Below are 18,131 nucleotides of genomic sequence, written 5' to 3'. Positions count from 1 at the left end.
CTACATCCGTTTCTTTCTTACATTATCATAATTAATATACTGCCGTATCGTGCAGGTTTCTCGATAGCCGTCAGCCAGGACACTGGCCGTAAGGTCGAAGTCTTCAAGATCGTCGAGGAGCGCTTCCGTCATGCGGTGCTGGACAGAATTATAACCCGTGCAGAAAAGGATGCGCGTGCAGCGCGTACCGCGGAACAAGCCGCGCGGATGCCGGATGAGCTTAGCCAACATGGCCGGCGTAATAACGGCACCGCAAGGACGTCCCATGATAGCCGCCGCCGTTTCGACACCCTCTATCTTATCACCGCTGATGACATTTCCCAGCATTTGCAGGTTGAGGACACCGATGACCGTATCGCAGCTTTCAGGCAGGGGGATATCGTCAGCCAGGGGTGCCTTGAGCCATTTATCACGACCGGCATCTCCCTCGATGAGAATATACCAAGCCGGATGACGCTGTTTGATTTCATCGATGACCTTAGGATCAAGGCCGATATAGCAGTCCTGATCATCGAGACCGGCAAACCAGGCCGGCACGTGTCCGGCTGCGATTCGTTCGGCACAAAAAGCTTCACCCTTTTCGACATCTTTCGTGCAGATGACGTCAAACGGCTCGACATTGTCGACGCGCATGCTGTCCATGGGAACGATACTGCTGACCATCATAGGCAAATGGCCTCCGTGGCCATACGTGCCGAGACGCTCCAATACTGTCGTCTTTCCGCCGGCGCCTACAATGGCCGTAATTCCAGGCTGCAGCATACGCCGCCAACGATTATCTTTAAACATGAATGAACCCCCTTTTATACGCCTAATTTGCAATATGACGGCTGTATCCCTTCGAAGCCGCTTTAATAAGACTGCGAACCATTTCAATCGTCAAACTCCGCCGTTCCGCTTCCGAGCAGGTACCGAAATTCCCAAAATCCAGTTCTTCACTGGCTAAGTGGGCTACATTTTCCTTAACCGCCATGCCCTTTTCCGTCAATTCATCACTGGCCGACCGGGCAATGGCAGCTGCTCCGGGACGGCCGCCGATAGGCCTTATACGCAGTATACACTTCTTCTCGGGCAATGGAAATACCCGTAACCAATTCGCCCATGGGAGGGCACTGCAGGTAATCTTCTAAACTCATGCGCCCCTTATCCTGGAGCAGCACGTCGACGTGCAGAGACAGGAGAATCGGCAGCAACACGGAAAAAGCACCTTTCCCTGAAATAACGCCGCCAAGAGTTCCGTAGCGCTGAATATCTTTATCGGCAATATCACTGATGGCACGGCTGACGGCACCGCCGGCCAGTTTCTGAATGACCGGGGAAATCTTAATCTGCCATAAGGGCGTCATGGCGCCGATATCGATTTCATCGCCTTCCTCTTCAATGTAGCTGAGCCCGGCCTTCGATAGATCAACGGCCAACTCATAATGCTCTTTTCTATATTTCAACCCCTGCGTTCCCGCTAAAAAAACAGCGGACGCAGCCTGACGATAGGCATCATAGGCAGCAGCCGGACTATCTGGAACGAGCGTCGTCGTACTGGTAATCACAATCGTCCATCCACCTTTCTTTAAGGCCCCGTATCGTCCTCGAGGGCGATATTCGGCCGATCTTTATTGAGCAGGAAGGAACCGCCGCATTCATCGAGAACCGCATCGACCAAGCTGTCAATGCCAATATCGCTGCACAGATCCATTTCCTCCTTATATAAAAGGATAGGCATGAGAAGTTCCACTGCCGTCCCATCGGGCATCTTAACGCCTCCCAGCTGTCCTTCAAACTGAACGATGACAATGCCGGACAGCGCTGTATCCTCAGCAAAAGACTCCGGTTTTTCCCGATTGGGCAGCAAAAAGCCATACCCCATCCATACGTCGTGAACGTGGGGAAAGCGGCCCAATTCCATGAGCAGCCAAATCGGCCAGGCCGCCTTATCATTCAGTGACAGGCCCCGCTCTCGCCGAAAAGGCCAGCGAGCCGGAAGGATGAGACACAATTCACTGTAGCTTTCGTTCGCCGCCGCAAAGTTACCGGACGGATAGCGCATGGGCGCCGCACTCATGCCCATGGTATGAAGCAGGTAAAATGGCTCTTCCTCCGTCGGGTACAGGATTTCTACATCGATGGACAGCGGTGTGCCAATGGGATCTCGAAAAACCTGCCAGCGGCGGTGAGGAAAAAGGCGGTGGAAATACTGTTGGACAGCCTGTCCGTATTCATGGTGCAGCCCATTAATTTTTTTGTATCCGTTAAGGAAAAAAATCGGGGCCGACAGGCGGTCTGTAACGGTAAGGTATTCATGGAATCTCCCCCCTTTGCGTTATACTCAACTTCATTATAACATAAATATTCCGTCTTTTGGCAATCAAAAAAGGGGCGGCGCAAATGCGAAGCCCCCTCTTTCACGATTATGACGATAACCGTTTCAGAGTCGCCAGCCTCCTTGTCGGAGAGATTCCCTGCGGACCGTATCGCCTGTTCAATTGACGGGATATATCATAGCAACAAACCTCAAAATTGTCAACTCAGAGGGCCGCAAACTGTCTTGTAAAAGGCCGGGCGGTATAGTAAAATAAGAAGTAACGAACCGAACTATATTAACCGCAAAGGGATGACTTACATTGAAGGTACGCTGGGTAGAACTGAATCGTTTCGAAGCTGAATTGATCGTTGAATTTACCTGTCAGCCTAAGGATGCTCCCATTTCTGCCAGCCTATGCCGAATGATTTACCGCCGTCTCGAGGAACAGCCGGCACTTGCGCAAAACCGAGCAGAGATAAGGGAAAAAGAGTAGTACAGGAAGAGCCGGAAAGACTGCCTATGGGCAGTCTTTTTCATGGCCCGAATCTCCCTGAAAGCGTTTTTTATGCCTCCATCGCCTTTTCCAATCGGGCAGCAATGGCCTTCCCCGTTTCCGTCCGAGCGAGTCCCCCGTCGGACGTTTCCTTTAATGCTACCGGCATGATTCGGCCGATTTCAGCCATAGCCGCAATGACTTCATCCGGCGGGATAACGCTCTGAATCCCGGCCAGCGCCATTTCAGCTGCTGCCAGCGCTTCAACGGCAAAGACGGCATTGCGCTTGACGCAGGGTACTTCCACTAATCCGGCAACGGGGTCACAGGCCAACCCCAAGGTATTTTTCAGGCACAGGGCAAAAGCCTGTAAAATCATATCGTTACTGCCGCCGGCCATGGATGCCGCCGCTGCGGCTGCCATAGCGGCTGCCGTGCCACATTCAGCCTGACAGCCGCCGACGGCGCCGGCAACGGTGGCATTGTGAGACACGACGGCGCCGATGCCCGATGCAATAAACAAGGCGTTTACCATGGCTTCTCGGGAAATATTCAGTGTTTCGGCCTCGGCCATCATGACGGCCGGAACGATACCGCAGGACCCTGCCGTCGGGCAGGCGACGATTTTAAACATCTTGGCGTTCGCCTCACTGACCGCCAAGGCATAGATGGCGGCTTTATGGGCCAGTGCTCCCAAAAGCGTCGGCGTGCTCCCGGCCAATTTATGGGCATCGCCGCCGACAAGGCCGCTGACCGATTTTCCCGGGTCGTTCATACCGGCATCGATGGATTCCTGAAAAACATCAAGGCGGCTGTCCATCATGGCCCGTACTTTTTCTTCCGAAACTTCCGATGACTCTACTTCATGACGGACGACGATATCGGCCAAGGTCGTTCCTTCTTTTTCAGCCAGAGTCAGCAGGTCATGAAGGCTATTGTATTCATATTTATACATTTTATTCCTCCTAAATAGGACGCAGTGTCACGACGCTTTCGATGGCCGTAATGTTCTCAATCATATGAACGATCTCCGGCGGCACGGCACTGTCCGTGCAGACGATCATGACGGCCGTTGCATTTTTAGCGCTGCGAAATACACGCATATTCGATACGTTGATATGGCCGATAGCCAGGACCGTCGTCGCTTGGGCAATGATGCCCGGCTGGTCGCGATGAACCGTAATCAGTGTATGTTCTTCCCCATTTAAGGCCACTTCGGCTCGGTTGATTTCACGGATTTCAATTTTACCGCCGCCGAGAGATACGCCGAGGACTTCAACCTGCCTTCCCGAAACCCCGGTCATGGCAATGCGCACCGTATTGGGATGGTGGACTTCGGCATCAGAACGCTGAAAATCGATTTCGAGCCCCGCCTCTTCCGCCAGGCTGAAGGACGTTCTCAGGCGGACATCATCCGCCGAAAAGCCGAGCAGGCCGGCGACCAGCGCCCGGTCGGTACCATGGCCCTTATACGTTTTAGCAAATGAACCGTAGACGGTGATGACGGCTTTTTTCGGCTCGTCTTTCAAAATCTCTCGGGCCATGAGCCCGATGCGGGCAGCCCCTGCCGTGTGGGAACTGGATGGCCCGATCATAACCGGCCCGACAACATCAAAAACACCCATGAGAAAACCTCCTTTTACATCATAATTTCACGCTGTAAATGAAAACTATAAATATAGGTTTCCCGGACGGGAATCCCTGTAATCTGCTCAACAGCCTGTTTGTACAAAGCCAGTTGGACGGCATACCGCTCCTTAAAATCATCATCTTGTTCCAACCGGTCCGACTTATAGTCGACGAGAACCCAGCCGTCGTCTTCGCGGAATAAACAGTCGATGATGCCTTGAATCAAAAAGCGTTCTCCCCCTTCGATCTCCGTCAAGGGTCCTCCGGCCAACAGAACCGTAAAGGGATATTCACGGTGCAGCTCTGGCGAGGCCGCCATCCGTCGTCCCAGAGAGGACCGCCAAAAAGAAGCTAAGACCGGAACATATATCAGTGAAGATTCTTCCGGACTGAAGATGCCTCGTCGAACGAAGGTCGCCAATTCCCGGCGAAGCGACCCTTCTGTATGATCGGCAGCCGGCGTAATATACTGCATAGCCTTGTGAAGTGCTGTACCGCGCTGAGCTCCGCTGACACCGTCCCCTTCATCTGCCAGCCAGGGCGGCAGATCGTCGAAGGGGTTCTGAGCTTCATGCTCCGGTGGAAGAATCGTGACCGGAGAAAGGGCCAACCCATTCTCTTCAGCCAGTTCTTCACTCTGCAGCTCATGATACCTTCGCTTGACTTCAGATACAGAAAACTTGGCAGCTGTCGTAACGGCCTTAGGGAAGGCGTACTGCCAGGACAACTGCCGATCGAGCCAATCGGGAATAGGCGTATCGGTCATATCCCCGCGGCGCAGGGCCTCTAACCGGGGCTCACCGGCCAGGACTTCTTCCGTCAGACCGGGAGCCGCTTCCGAAGAGACGATGTGAAGCTGCCAACGGTCCCCTTGCCAGAACGCCCCGGCTCGGATAGTTTCAGCATTGACCTGGTTTCCAAAATAGGCCGCCACCGTAGGCATGACCCAATCAAAGTACGAATTGCCCTGAGCCGGATCGAGTCCGTCAGCCCAGCGCGCCCAATGATCGGCTGCTTTAGAATCATGCCCAATGAGGATCAGCTGATCCCGGGCCCGGGTCATGGCTACATAGAGTACCCTTTCTTCTTCGGCCGTCCCTTCCCAGCGAAGTTTCGCTTCAATGCCGCTCCAGATGAGGGTCGGATAAAACATTCGCCACGTCGAATCATACTGCTTAAGGCCGATTCCCAGCTCATTGTGGAAGAGAATCGGTTCCTGCAGATCCTTGCGATTGAATTCTTTTCCCATGTCGGCGACGATGACGACGGGGAATTCGAGACCCTTGCTCTGATGAATGCTCATGATACGGACGACGTCTTCTTTTTCACTGACGACCTTAGCCGGCGCCAGATCGAGTCCGTCTTCCATCATCTTATCGATGAGCTGCAAATAGCGGAAAAGGCCGCGGAATCCGGCATCTTCGTATTGCTGTGCCCGGTCATAGAGGGCCTTCAGGTTGGCCTGACGAAGGTCACCGCCAGGCATGGCGCCGACGAAGTCGACGTAGGCCGTATCGGCATAAAGCCGCTGAATAAGTTCAGCAACGCCTTGGCGACGACTGTAGGTGCGCCATTCTTCAAAATGACTGATAAAATCATCGATATCTTCTTTCAACGGATCCGCCTCGTCAAGGGAGTCGGAAAAGGCCGGCAAATTCTGCCACAACGTCTCGTCGCCCATAAGGCGCAATTCGGCTAAGGCCGTCTCATCGAGTCCGACCAAGGGTGAACGCAAAACGGCGGCCATGGGAAGGTCCTGCTCCGGATTATCGATACAGCGTAAAAGAGCCAGCATGACCTGGACTTCAACAGCGGCGAAATAGCCGCCTCGCTGCTCGGCATATGACGGGATGCCCCGTTCCTGAAGGGCCTCAATCAATTTATCGGCTTTATTTTTCATCGACCGGACGAGGATGACGATATGGCGATACGATAAGGGCTCTAAGGTCCCGTCTTTTCGGGCCGCCATCTTGCCGCTTTCCAAGAGTTCACGGATACGGGAAGCCACAAAACGCGCTTCCTGTTCAAAGGCCGTCAGTCCTTCATTGTCACCGGACGTGTCGACTAAATCGACTTCCGGCGGGCCGCCCAGCCAAGATGAATCTTCCGGCGCCGTCCGACCGGCGTAGAGCTTCTCTCTTTCACCATAATCCATGCCGGCTGCATCCATCGTCATGACTCTGGAAAAGACATCGTTTACCGCATCGAGAACAAGGGGTACACTGCGAAAGTTCCGCCCCAAGTCGATGCATCGCTGACGGGCCTCGGCATCGCGGCTGAACGTGCGGTATTTATCCATGAACAGCGTCGGATCGGCCAAGCGGAAGCGATAGATGCTCTGCTTGATATCACCTACCATAAAACGATTGTCATCAGACGAAACGAGGCGAGCAATCAATTCCTGTACGCCATTCGTATCCTGATACTCGTCGATGAGGACTTCTTCATACTGACTGCGCAATTCTTCGGCTGCCGCCGAGCGTATCGGATTGTCCGGCGTAGCTTCGGGACTGAGAAGGATTTTTAAGCACAGATGTTCAAGATCACTGAAATCGAGCCATCCCTTCTCCCGTTTCGCCGCCGAAAAGGCTTTGGAAAAATCCAAGGTCAGCGTGACCAAACCGTCCATGATCGGCTTCATGGCACGGATTCCGTCCAGCCAGTCTTCCGATGATGCCGAAAAATAGACGGGCTGCAGTGTTTTCGTAACGTCTTTCTTGACACTGTCCCGCAAGGCCTTACACTGCTCCCAAACGGCCTTGTCGTCATCCGATAAGCCGCGCAGCGTCTTTAAGCGAGAAAATTCAACGGCATTGATGCGGCATCTTAAATCGTCCCAACGACTTTCACCGGCAGCCGCTTTTAGCGACTCCTGCTCCGATGAAAACTGATCGCAAGCCGCCGAAAAAGCATCTCGCTGTCTCAGATGATACAAGGCGCGTTCATAAAGGGAAATATCCTTTTTTAGAACTCGCTGCACAAAATCTTTTACCGGCTGTACCCAGGGAAGGTCATCGAGGATCGTATCAGGGCCAGTTTCATAAGCCAGTGCCGACGCTTTCAGCCAGTGTTCCGGCCAAGCCAAACTGCGGGCATAGGTATACATGCGGCTTACCGTATCCATCAGGACGTCATCGCCGCGGTCACTACCGAACATATCTGCCAAGGGATAGAGAATGGCCGCCCGGTCCTCGTCTTCGTAGTAAGACAAAAAGACGTCCGATAGTACTTGGCGGCGCAGGAGATTCAATTCTTCCTGACCGGCAATGGAAAAGGTCGGGTCCAAGTCGATAGTATAGAAATACTTGCGAATGACGTACTGACAGAATGAATGAAGTGTCGAAATATGAGCCGACGGCAATAAGGCCAGCTGCCGTTCGATTCGCGGATCCTTCGTCTCTGACAAAGCTTTCATCAGCGCTTGTCCGACACGGTCCCTCATTTCAGCCGCAGCGGCGTTGGTAAAGGTAACGACCAACAGTTCCGTAATGTCAATGGGATAGGTCTTATCCAACAGGCGGCGAATCATACGCTCGACCAGGACGGCCGTCTTCCCCGAACCGGCCGCAGCCGACAGGAGCAAGGTTTGTTTTCGGCTGTCAATAGCCGCCTGCTGTTCATTAGTCCACGCCATGGTCGTCATCTCCTCTGTCAAAAATAGTCCGTATCATGTCATCCGTATCTTCCTTGCCGGCTGCATCGTAAGTATTACCGACCATCGAAAGGTCGAAGCGGCAAACGGCCCGATACGGACAGTACTGACACGGTGTCTGCTGCTTCAGCATGACCGGATGAATGGAAATATCGCCATCACCGATGCCGCCGGCCAAATCCTGAAGTTTCTGTGAAGCCCAAGCCAGGAGGTGACTCCAACCGGCCTCGTCGTAGATTGTCTTCGATGAGTCACTTAAGGTGCCGTCCTTCTTCAATCGTAAGTTCAAAAAGTCCGAAAAGCCTTCCATGGACCGATCCAATTGTTTCATGACGTCGCCGTCATTCAGGTAAAATCCGGTCAATTTGCCCTTAGCATCGTACTCCTTCTTTTTATCGGCCTCATCGATACGATACGACAACGACACTTTGTCATTACGGACGTAGCAGTAGAGCACGGCTGCCGGAACGGCATCATCGCCAATATTGAGCAGGGCGACAAACATATAGGTCAAGAGCTGCAGCTCCAGTCCCATAAAAATTTGACTGATATCAAGCTGTTTCCGCCCCGATTTATAGTCTATGACGACGACATACGTACGATTGTCCTGGCGCAGCATATCGATGCGGTCGATTTGACCGGTAACGACGACGTCGAGGCCATTTTCCAAGGTAAAATGAAGGGCTTCCCAAGGACTTCCGGGGCGGCCGAAGGATTTTTCCAGACCCGTCATCCGGAATCCCGAGGCGGCACTGAAAGCACAGAGACGGCGGACCGTGCGAGTCAGCGTTTGGATGAGTCGCTCTTTGATCTGTGAAAAGTAAGCATTCGACATAAGGATGTCGTGCTGGACCTGCGGTGCCAACTCATCCGTCGCCTGACGGCAAATCGCCGGCACCTCGTCGTCGGGAATATCCTGCCACTGCTTCTTTTCTCGAAGCAATTTTTCACCGATAATGCGCAGCGCCCCATGGACGAGCATCCCCAGGTCCGGGGCGGCAAACTGATAGCGCCGCCGTTCTTCAAGATTAAGTCCATAGCGGGAAAAGTACGCAAAAGGGCAGTTCCGATACTGTTCAAATTTCGTAACCGACCCGCGCAAAACACCATCCGGTGCAAATAAGCGGCGTACGAGGTTAGCCGGCAGTGTTACCGGTAAGTTCCTATGGAAGAGTCCCTGGACAGCCCGTACGGCCTGATGGTGCCAGCCATGCTTAAAGGCCCAGTCATAGAGGGCCCACCACGTATCGTCCACGGCCTGCCCCGCTAAGGCCGGCCGCAGCTGACCGGGCAAGTAATGAAGTCCCGCCGGCAGGGCCAAAACCGGCTTTTCATCCTGAGAAAAATCCATCGAATCATCCCGGCGAATGATATCTTCTACATATCCCTTATCACAGAGTTGATGAATCCACGACGACTTTTCCACAGCACTGCCGTCATCGTCGGCTACCATATAGGAAAGGACAAAGCGTTCACGGGCCCGGGTCGCTGCCAAATAGAACAGGAACCGTTCCTGGAAGGAACGAAACCGGCTTCCCGGCCCGAGAACGATGCCGAGATCAGCCAGACTGCGCCGTTCCTTATCACTGAACAGCCCTTCTTCACTACTGTGCTGCGGAAAAATACCGTCGTTGACGCCGCATAAAAAGACGACCGGTGCCTGCATCGTATATCCTCGTTCGACTGAGGTAAGGGTTACATGATCCAAAGTCGGCGGAATGAGGCTGAATTTAAGCGTTGCCAAGCCGCCCTCGATAATCTGAGAAAATTCATCGATATCGGTTACATCGTCACCACAGAAGTCGACGATTTCCGTAAGAAAATCCATTATTCTTTTCCAAACCTGTTCGTGCTCTTTTCCGGCTTCGGTCTGCCCCGCCGCTTCATTGTCTTCCTGCCAGCGAGAAAGGGCAGCCGGGACGCCGAGAGTCCGCAGCCATTGATACAGTAAGGTACACCAATCGCGGAGGCGGTGTACCTCCTGAGATGCCTCCCAAGCCGGCATCAAGATATCCCGCACGGTTTGACAGATGGCTTGAATCCGCTGGAGCTGAACTTCTTCGCGTTCCTCAATAATGGCTTGCCCTTCATGACGACGGCCATAGTTCCACGCCTTTCCACTCAGCCAATGATAGCCTTGTATGCCGTAGGCCAGACAATAGTTCTCCAAGTCATCGACATCTCGGCGGCTGATGGGAAAGAGGTCGCTTTTAAGCAGGCGGAACAAGGCCTCATGAGACCAGCGGCTGCGAAAAACACTGAGCAGTGCCGAAATGGCCTCGGCGGCCGGATGGCTGGTCATGGGACGCCGATAATCGCTGAAACAGGGAATCCCGTAACGGCGAAAGATGCGTTCCATCCGATGGTGGTACATGTCGCTCGACCGAGCCAGGATAAGAAAATCGCGGAACCGCCGTCCCTTGCGGCACTGGCAGAGGATTTCCCGAGCAATATTTTCTATTTCACCGTCTTTATCCTGACATTCCCAGATGGATAGGGCCGATACCGGATGGGACTGTACCGCCGGAACAACTTGGAAGAAGTCCTCCTGAAAGGCCGTCAAGGTTTTCGGTGGCTGTTCCGGGACGACGGCCGTTTCCAGATGCGGAAAGAGGCGCTGTAAATCGCGGTATACCTCATAGGCCCGATGAAAGAGGGCTGTTTCCCGCCGCTGCTGCAAAAGGTGGTCGGCATCGATGGTCAAGGTAATGGTCAATCGGTCGGTCACCGCTTCGATTTGTTGTAAAATATTCATCTGCTGCGGCGTAAACCATTGGAACCCATCGACCCAAACGCGGGCGCCCTGCAAAAACGAATCCTTATCGACGGTCTTCGCCAATAGCGTCATGGTATCATCAGCTGATCCAAAATGGTCGCTTAAAAAGGCCTGATACATCTCGTATAATAAGGCCATATCCTGGAGCTTATGGGATAAGGTCGTACTGGAAACAGATTCAGCCGCTTTACGCAGGTCATCCGGGGATACACAGAAAGAACGGCATTCCCCTAAAAATCGACCGGCCGTATCGGCAAAATTAGGCTGTCTGGCAGCTGTCTGCAAGAGGGAAAAATCTTTTTCGCCCTTGTGAAGCAAGCGCTGTAAAATAATCTTCCGAGCCAACTCTGACAGCGATGCATGGGAAAGGCCTTGCTCTTGAAACACATTGTAGGCTAATCGGGAGAAGCCGACGACCTGTGTTCCCACAAAGCCCCGCCCTTTAGCGTGTTCAGCCAACCGCCGTTCAGCGCCGTATGTCGCCTGGTCCGGGACTAGGAGCATCGCCTTTCCGCCCCCTGCTTCCCAGTCCTGCAGCTCTTTAAAACATTGGGACGATTTGCCGCTTCCGGCCTTGCCCATTAAAATGGTAACTGCCATAAAAGTGCCTCCTTACGCCAATCTGATCTACCCCTATTATACCCGATTTCCACTGGAAACGGACTGATAAATTATCGTATCCTCAGACAAACAAATAAAAAAATAGGTCCTATTGAATGTTGGCGCCTTATAGACACATTCGATTCATAAGTGCCTCTATTTCATATAAAATAAGACATATCTACTCCTATCCGTTCTCTCAACTACCACCAAGAACCGAAGGCGTATAGATATGTCTCTTACTTTTTTATCGAAAGTCTTTCCACTGGGACTAGGCATCGGTGAAAGAAATAGACAGGTAGACCGCAATACCATGAGGACACCCGAGACACTTCGGTCTGAAGCTTCAATGCAATATCGTTGTAAGCCAATATATGGGGATGTAATTCGTTAGTCCAGCATTCGAGTCAGCTAGACGAACGTTATTATCACTGCGTCAGCTCCGTTTAAACAATGAATTATCGGAGAAGGTCGTTCTAGTTTTCATTCATACCTCATTCAAAGAACGAACACGGATATGCGCCTATCGTAAGTTCTGAAAGGGATTCCTCAGGTCAATCAAATTCACGTTTCATCTAATGGAAAGGACTTAATCGGCTCATATAGCCGAATTCATTATACAATCAACCTCTTACTATTTTTTATAATTCCCTGTCAAATTGACATAACCATTTATGACATTATCCTCAATAGCCGTCACAAAAGATTCCTTATCCTTTTTCTCTAGTGACTCAATGATTTGCTCATGCTCATGGATAGCTGCAATGGCTCGACCTTCCATTTCACTTCCGATGATTCCAAGCATCAAGGCCTTATTATATAAATTGTCAATGATATTTTTAAATTTGCTATTTTTGTAAATGTCTAAGATATACTTATGAAAATCCACATCCTCTACCATAAAGGATTGATAATTTTCATCGTCTAGAAATTTCTTTTGCTTCTTTACACTTTCTTTTAGCCATTCAATGTTTTCCTCATTAATCATGTCGAAAGCTCTTTTAGCAGAAAAGGTTTCTATGGCAGCCCTCAATTCATAGATTTCTCGGGTTTCCGTTATTGTAATCGGTTTTACAAAAACCCCCTGTTTCGGAAGTACGGTTACAAAATCCTCTAATTCCAATTTTTGAAAGGCATTGGTAATGGGAGTCCGACTTATACCAAGTTCATCACTCAAGGCATTGATGCTGATTACCTCGTTCTGTTTAAATTTACCATATAAAATGTCATTTTTTATGATCCGATAAGCTTTCTCGGTGAGAGTTTCTCTTTCTTTTTTCAAAGCATACTCCTAAATAAGTTAGTACTAACATCATAGACAAGTTGTCACTTAATATTATAACAAATTTATTATCAATATCATAATCAGAAACTATTTTCTAAAATCAACCTATTTTCTGTTCAAAACAATGAAATACGGTGAAAAAGACAGCTGCTTTAATAATAAAGCTATACAAGACTTTAATAGAATCGTTGAATCATTCGCAAAAGTTGATTCCTAAATCTAACATTTTAGAGGGGCAATTTATCTCAATGCCCCTCTAACATTAGACCCAGTCACCGCAGCAGAGCCTTTACGAATCCCTAAACAAGATCTAAATTGTACTTTTTCGAGCTGCTGCTTGACGGACATCCGTTAAAACCCTAAGGAGGACTATAGCTGGCTAATATTTTTCTATAATTTGGCTACCGCTTTTCTAATTCTTTCAATGGCTTTTTCAATATTTTCTGTCGATGTTGCATAGGAGAGTCTTAAATGACCTTCACCGTATTCACCAAAGGATTTGCCGTCCAGTACGGCAACATTGGCTTCTTCCAGCAAGTAGTCTGCCACTTCTTCTGAACTCATGTTGAGTTTAGTAATATTGGGGAATACATAGAAGGCACCTTGCGGCGTTTTGCAACTGATTCCATCAATGGAATTCAGCCCGGCAACGATCAGGTCTCTTCTTCTCTTAAATTCAGCGACCATCTTATCGACATCGTCTTGAGGTCCTTCCAGGGCTTCTTTCAATGCTCTTTGCGTGAATGCAGCCGTGTTCGAGGTTACGTTGGCAACTAATTTTTCAACTTTTTCGCCAATCAAGGGATGCATGATACCATATCCGGCCCGCCAACCTGTCATGGCATAGGTTTTTGAAAAACCGTCCAGGATGATAGTTTGATCTTTCATTCCTTCAATACTTGCGATAGAGGTCGGTTTCACACCATAACTAATTCTTTCATAAATTTCATCAGATAAGATATAGATATCTTTGCCTCGAACTAAGTCGGCAATATTCTTCATATCTTCTTCAGTCAGGACTCCGCCCGTAGGGTTGGCCGGCGAGTTCAGAACAATTAATTTTGTCTTATCATTGATTTTACTTTTTAAATCTTCAATATCAACCCTAAAATCATTTTTTTCAACCAATGGCATGGGAACCGCCTTGGCTCCGGTAAAACGGATTAAGGATTCATAGATAGGATAACCCGGATTGGGATAAATGACTTCATCGCCCGGATTGACCAGCGCCATAAAGGTATAAAACATGATGGGTTTCCCGCCGGGAACGATAATGACTTCCTCCGCATTGGTGTCGATATTTTTAGTTTTTTTAGCATATTCTGCAATGGCTTCTCTGACATCCATCATCCCGGCATTAGGCGTGTAATGCGTGTAGCCATCTTTCAGAGCTTGTCTGCCGGCTTCTACGATGTTTTGCGGAGTGGCAAAATCGGGCTCGCCAATTTGAAGGTGAATAATGTCGGCGCCCTTGGCCTCTAATTTTCTACACTTAGCCAAAACTTCAAAGGCTTTTTCTGTTCCAATGTTATTCATCCTATCTGCAAATTTAAAATTTTTCATGATATCCTCCTATGCACTCTTATAGATTTGCGTATCTAATTCTCCCTCTGATTTTGCAACCATGACCGATGTAGCTGCATCGCCGACGATATTGAGCGGTGTCAAAACCATTTCTACCGGTTTATTGATGGCCAATATCAGTGAATAGGTTAACAAGGCCGTATCATTGGTAAAACCTAACCCATTTACAACGGTAAACAGTAATACCGTTCCTGCTGCGGGTATTGAAGGTGTTCCGGCAGCGGCCAGCATGGATAGGAGCCCCATGAGTGCTACTTGTCCCAAAGTTACATGGTAGCCCGACACGGTAGCAATAAATATCGTTCCGATAATATGCATAATGCTTGTGCCATTCATGTTGATTGTCATTCCGAGAGGAAGAACAAAGTTTGCAATTTCACCGCTGACACCAAACTTTTCCTGGTTGATTTTTATATTCAAGGGAAGGGCTGGTGCACTAGCAGCCGCTGAAAAGGCAATCAAAACCGGTTGGATCAGTTCTTTCATGAACTTCTTTGGATTGAGTTTTGTAACTGCAGCAATGATGACCGGATATGCAACAAGCAAGAAGAAAATCAAGGTCACGATCGTTACGGATATGTAAGTCAGGACCGGTCTGATTTGATCAAAACCATAGAGAGCAAAGGCCCGAACAATCAAAGCAAAGATTGCATAGGGTGCCATCTTATTCATCAAAACATCCAGACAAATTGCAACGATTTCATTTAAATCTTCAATTAATTTTTTTAAAGTTGCAACTTTGGATCCCAAAAATCCGATAGATACACCAATGACTACAGCGATGAATACCACTGCAAAGATGGACTGGTTACTGCTGAATGCAAAAACTGCATTTTCCGGTACAAACGCTAAAATGGTAGCCAAGGGATTCGCAGTTTCTACCAACTGCACATCTGAAGCACTTCCTGCAGTTAAACCTGCTCCGAATTGGAAAATTCCAGTCTGTACGGCAAACATACCTACGCTGCCGGCAATGACAGCGGCACAGACATATAACCCCATAAAGGTGAATACTGTTTTAAAAGCAATTCTTCCCAGTTTCTTTAAGTCCGTGATACTGCTCATGGCCAAGGCCAGAGAGGTAAATACCAGTGGAATAATGGACAGCTGCAAGCCCTTAAGAAAAACTTGGCCGACTAAAAACAATATCCCAAGCCCGCTGGCACCAGGCTCCCTTATATCGACGAAAAAGATTGCATCGATGATGTCCCAAATGGCAGCATTTCCAGTGTTGTTCAAATGGACCTTTAGGAGCATTACGCCAATACCTACTATAAAAGCAGATATTAGCGCGATGCTCATTTTTTTGATCATAGAAGATTCTTTATTTTTTCCCATATGAGCCTCTCAATTTCACTTACAGCTTGGCAACTTCCTGAGCGATTTCAAGGAATTTATCAATGTCTTCCAAAGAATTGCAGTGCAGCGGCGATACTCGAAGGACACCATCTTTGATAGAGAAGGATTCGAGCATACGTTTCGCATACTCACTCGTTTCTAACCGCGGAGCTACAATAACGCCTCTTTTTTCCAGTTCTTTGGCAGCATCAGCACAGGGTAAATTCTTAAAGCCAACACCGACAATCAAATCTCTGGAAGTCAAATCTTTATTATCAATAAATACAATCACATTATCTTGGTGTCTAAGGCCTTTGATTTTGTCCGTACCTTCCAGAAGTCTATAGAGCAGTGCTCGTTCTTGAAGTTTAATCCGTTTAATCCCTTCTTCAAACAAGGCCTTTCGATCTGTCTGATCTGTGAATTTCGACCCAATCCAAGCAACATAATCAACGATTGCAGTCATGGATGCAAACTGCGCCGGAGTCGGAGTTCCCAGTGCCCATACTTTTTCATCTTTATGAATCAATTTAATATGTCTCAAATGAGAAACTCGGTCAGATACCCAGCCGATGCCCGATCCTCTGCAGCCGAAGAATTTATACGGTCCGATGTTTAAGCCATCGATTTTTAACCGATCGATATCGATTCGACCATGAGGAGCATGTTGAACGGCGTCTACAACAATATATAAATCCGGTTTAATCTTGCGGGCTTCTTTAACAATTTCTTCGATATCAAAAATTGCACCCGTTAAGTTTGAGGCATGCATGATGCTCAAGAGGACCGTATTTTTATCGATCAATTTGGCGACTTCTTTGGGATCAACCTTGCCTGTTTCTTGGTTACTTTGAGCAACTCTTAATTCTCTTCCCGTCTTATCTGCAAAGTATGCAGCCGCATCAAAAGCTGACGGATGTTCCAGGACACTCGTTACGATATTATCGCCTTCAATAGATTCTGCGATGGTTCCAACGATATTAAACATAACCTGCGAGGCAGTAAGACCCGTAAGAAGAGATCCTTCCTGTGTGTTGAAGACAATTCGGATATCCCGTTGTCCGTTTGCCATATGTTCTTGGAGTTTCAAGCTCATATTGTGGGTTCGTTCCGGGCAGTCCGGGAATGCTTCCAGTTTTCCTTGAATTTCAACGGCTGCTTTTAGTCTAAAAGCGCCACCTGCATTATCAAAGAAAAGTCGTTTCCCAAAGATGGGATCTTCATCAACGTAATAAAATTTATCTTTAACTTCCTTAATCATTTCATCAGAAAATGCTAAGCCATTCGGGTATTCGTTCATGATAATTCTTCCTTTCTTTTATAAAACAACGTTGCCATCTACCAGAATCTTCACTCCATCAACGCTCATATTCGGATTTTTGATGATGAGATCCAGATGATATTTACTTTTAACTTTTCCACCAAAACCAATATTGTCGCCGGCTCCAAAATGCAAGGTCCCATAGCAACCTTCATCTTCAAGCATCTTGCCGATCAAAGCACATTCATCATTTAAACCGATGCCGATTTCTCCAATATTGTATACATTCGGGTCGTTAGCTTCTTCCCAAATTTTCTTAAGGATTTCTGCTTCTTTTCCGCCCTCAACTTTTGTAACAAGACTGTTTTCAACAGTAAGTGTAATCGGTTCTTTGATTACGCCAAGTAAGGGATGGGGAATACTGCCATCAACTACGATAATTCCGTTGCCGGTATTTTCTACGGCACAAGTTGCACATTCGATATCCGGAGGAGATGATGAAGAATTCTTCTTTAAGCTCCTGCCGTACTGCGGATTAGGTGCTCTGTCAGCGATAGAACAAGTAAAGTTTGTCCCATTCTTGCTAGTAACCGTACAAGTTTTCTTACCTTCTAAAACTTCAGCAATCTTTGTGCAAGTTTCGCCGATTTTTTCAAAATCAGCAAACAGTCCGCCAGATTTAAGCATATCAACATCATAGTCTGCCATATTTACAAATCTGGCTCCGGCTTCTACTGCTTTTCGTCTTGCATTTGAATGGAAAAGAGAGAACTTAGTAGCACCAAAGATTACATCGGCTTCAAGCATGGCTGCCGCAATGAGATCCGTCGGTTCTTGCCCATGCATATTTCTTTCGTCCATCAGTAATAATGATTTGTTCTTGAAATCCTTTGCAGCATCATACAAAGCTTTTGCCGCTTCATAGCTCGTAGGATCAGTAACGATAGCGATCTTTTCGTCCTTACCACAATTCGAACACGTCGTAAGAAGAACTTCCGCTCCTTTTAAAATTTCCATATTGCCTCCTTGTCTTGAATCCTATTTGCATTCTTCTTGCATGCAAGTTTAATTCATGGTTAAAGTATAAGGCAACTATGTTATTTTGTCAAATACTATTTCTAATAAAAGAATAGGATATTATAAAACATAATCAAGATAGCATCAATTTCTTTCATTTTAGTCATTAATATGGTCTCCGACATCTGTCCCTGTCC

General features: G+C 48.5%; 14 protein-coding genes. All 14 read right to left on the bottom strand.

Features of this window, described 5'->3' with window-relative positions; translation table 11 throughout:
- Entirely contained in the window at nucleotides 1-789 is a 789-nt protein-coding gene (yqeC, locus tag TX77_RS12230; RefSeq protein WP_044505363.1) for a selenium cofactor biosynthesis protein YqeC, read from the bottom strand.
- 22 nt (nucleotides 790-811) lie between these two features.
- On the bottom strand, nucleotides 812-973 hold the full coding sequence (locus TX77_RS14215; protein ID WP_230198150.1) for a hypothetical protein: 162 nt from the start codon (nucleotides 971-973) through the stop codon (nucleotides 812-814).
- 19 nt (nucleotides 974-992) lie between these two features.
- A complete protein-coding gene (locus TX77_RS12225) occupies nucleotides 993-1,547 on the bottom strand; it encodes an FAD binding domain-containing protein (RefSeq protein WP_230198149.1) in 555 nt (184 codons plus the stop codon).
- 20 nt (nucleotides 1,548-1,567) lie between these two features.
- Nucleotides 1,568-2,059, bottom strand: a complete 492-nt coding sequence (locus TX77_RS12220; RefSeq protein ID WP_478211993.1) for a suppressor of fused domain protein — start codon at nucleotides 2,057-2,059, stop codon at nucleotides 1,568-1,570.
- 53 nt (nucleotides 2,060-2,112) lie between these two features.
- Complete coding sequence (locus TX77_RS14210; protein ID WP_230198147.1) at nucleotides 2,113-2,298, bottom strand: hypothetical protein; 186 nt, start codon at nucleotides 2,296-2,298, stop codon at nucleotides 2,113-2,115.
- A 564-nt stretch (nucleotides 2,299-2,862) separates the two neighbouring features.
- Nucleotides 2,863-3,747 carry an L-serine ammonia-lyase, iron-sulfur-dependent, subunit alpha gene (sdaAA, locus tag TX77_RS12215; RefSeq protein WP_044505362.1) on the bottom strand — a complete coding sequence of 295 codons (885 nt, stop codon included), beginning with the start codon at nucleotides 3,745-3,747 and terminating at the stop codon, nucleotides 2,863-2,865.
- Nucleotides 3,748-3,757: 10 nt separating this feature from the next.
- The gene (gene sdaAB, locus TX77_RS12210) at nucleotides 3,758-4,417 is read right to left on the bottom strand and encodes an L-serine ammonia-lyase, iron-sulfur-dependent subunit beta (protein ID WP_044505361.1); all 660 of its coding nucleotides are present in this window, start codon (nucleotides 4,415-4,417) and stop codon (nucleotides 3,758-3,760) included.
- Nucleotides 4,418-4,431: 14 nt separating this feature from the next.
- Complete coding sequence (gene addA, locus TX77_RS12205) at nucleotides 4,432-8,055, bottom strand: helicase-exonuclease AddAB subunit AddA (protein WP_044505360.1); 3,624 nt, start codon at nucleotides 8,053-8,055, stop codon at nucleotides 4,432-4,434.
- Nucleotides 8,042-11,449, bottom strand: a complete 3,408-nt coding sequence (locus TX77_RS12200; protein ID WP_044505359.1) for a PD-(D/E)XK nuclease family protein — start codon at nucleotides 11,447-11,449, stop codon at nucleotides 8,042-8,044. The genes addA and TX77_RS12200 overlap by 14 nt, the downstream gene beginning before the upstream one ends.
- 634 nt (nucleotides 11,450-12,083) lie before the next feature.
- The gene (locus tag TX77_RS12195) at nucleotides 12,084-12,731 is read right to left on the bottom strand and encodes a GntR family transcriptional regulator (RefSeq protein ID WP_044505358.1); all 648 of its coding nucleotides are present in this window, start codon (nucleotides 12,729-12,731) and stop codon (nucleotides 12,084-12,086) included.
- Between the two features lie 393 nt (nucleotides 12,732-13,124).
- Entirely contained in the window at nucleotides 13,125-14,297 is a 1,173-nt protein-coding gene (locus TX77_RS12190; RefSeq protein WP_044505357.1) for a pyridoxal phosphate-dependent aminotransferase, read from the bottom strand.
- A gap of 9 nt (nucleotides 14,298-14,306) precedes the next feature.
- Entirely contained in the window at nucleotides 14,307-15,656 is a 1,350-nt protein-coding gene (locus TX77_RS12185; RefSeq protein ID WP_044505356.1) for a dicarboxylate/amino acid:cation symporter, read from the bottom strand.
- Between the two features lie 19 nt (nucleotides 15,657-15,675).
- Nucleotides 15,676-16,956, bottom strand: coding sequence for an aminotransferase class V-fold PLP-dependent enzyme (locus tag TX77_RS12180; protein WP_044505355.1), 1,281 nt, complete (start codon nucleotides 16,954-16,956; stop codon nucleotides 15,676-15,678).
- Between the two features lie 18 nt (nucleotides 16,957-16,974).
- Entirely contained in the window at nucleotides 16,975-17,934 is a 960-nt protein-coding gene (locus TX77_RS12175) for an aminopeptidase (RefSeq protein WP_044505354.1), read from the bottom strand.
- Between the last annotated feature and the right edge of the window lie 197 nt (nucleotides 17,935-18,131).

The sequence above is a fragment of the Megasphaera massiliensis genome (genome assembly GCF_000455225.1).
In the GTDB taxonomy this organism is placed as follows: Bacteria; Bacillota; Negativicutes; order Veillonellales; family Megasphaeraceae; genus Megasphaera; species Megasphaera massiliensis.
Note: the sequence above shows the minus strand (reverse complement) of the source record. Positions and strands in the feature narration are given on the sequence as shown.

Bases quoted from the DNA above. Each gene is read 5' to 3' on its own strand.
- addA (WP_044505360.1), bottom strand. From the start codon at position 8,055: ATGGCGTGGACTAATGAACAGCAGGCGGCTATTGACAGCCGAAAACAA.
- TX77_RS12180 (WP_044505355.1), bottom strand. From the start codon at position 16,956: ATGAACGAATACCCGAATGGCTTAGCATTTTCTGATGAAATGATTAAG.
- TX77_RS12190 (WP_044505357.1), bottom strand. From the start codon at position 14,297: ATGAAAAATTTTAAATTTGCAGATAGGATGAATAACATTGGAACAGAA.
- yqeC (WP_044505363.1), bottom strand. From the start codon at position 789: ATGTTTAAAGATAATCGTTGGCGGCGTATGCTGCAGCCTGGAATTACG.
- TX77_RS12220 (WP_478211993.1), bottom strand. From the start codon at position 2,059: ATGAGTGCGGCGCCCATGCGCTATCCGTCCGGTAACTTTGCGGCGGCG.
- TX77_RS14215 (WP_230198150.1), bottom strand. From the start codon at position 973: ATGGCGGTTAAGGAAAATGTAGCCCACTTAGCCAGTGAAGAACTGGAT.
- TX77_RS12185 (WP_044505356.1), bottom strand. From the start codon at position 15,656: ATGGGAAAAAATAAAGAATCTTCTATGATCAAAAAAATGAGCATCGCG.
- sdaAB (WP_044505361.1), bottom strand. From the start codon at position 4,417: ATGGGTGTTTTTGATGTTGTCGGGCCGGTTATGATCGGGCCATCCAGT.
- sdaAA (WP_044505362.1), bottom strand. From the start codon at position 3,747: ATGTATAAATATGAATACAATAGCCTTCATGACCTGCTGACTCTGGCT.
- TX77_RS14210 (WP_230198147.1), bottom strand. From the start codon at position 2,298: ATGAATACCTTACCGTTACAGACCGCCTGTCGGCCCCGATTTTTTTCC.
- TX77_RS12175 (WP_044505354.1), bottom strand. From the start codon at position 17,934: ATGGAAATTTTAAAAGGAGCGGAAGTTCTTCTTACGACGTGTTCGAAT.
- TX77_RS12200 (WP_044505359.1), bottom strand. From the start codon at position 11,449: ATGGCAGTTACCATTTTAATGGGCAAGGCCGGAAGCGGCAAATCGTCC.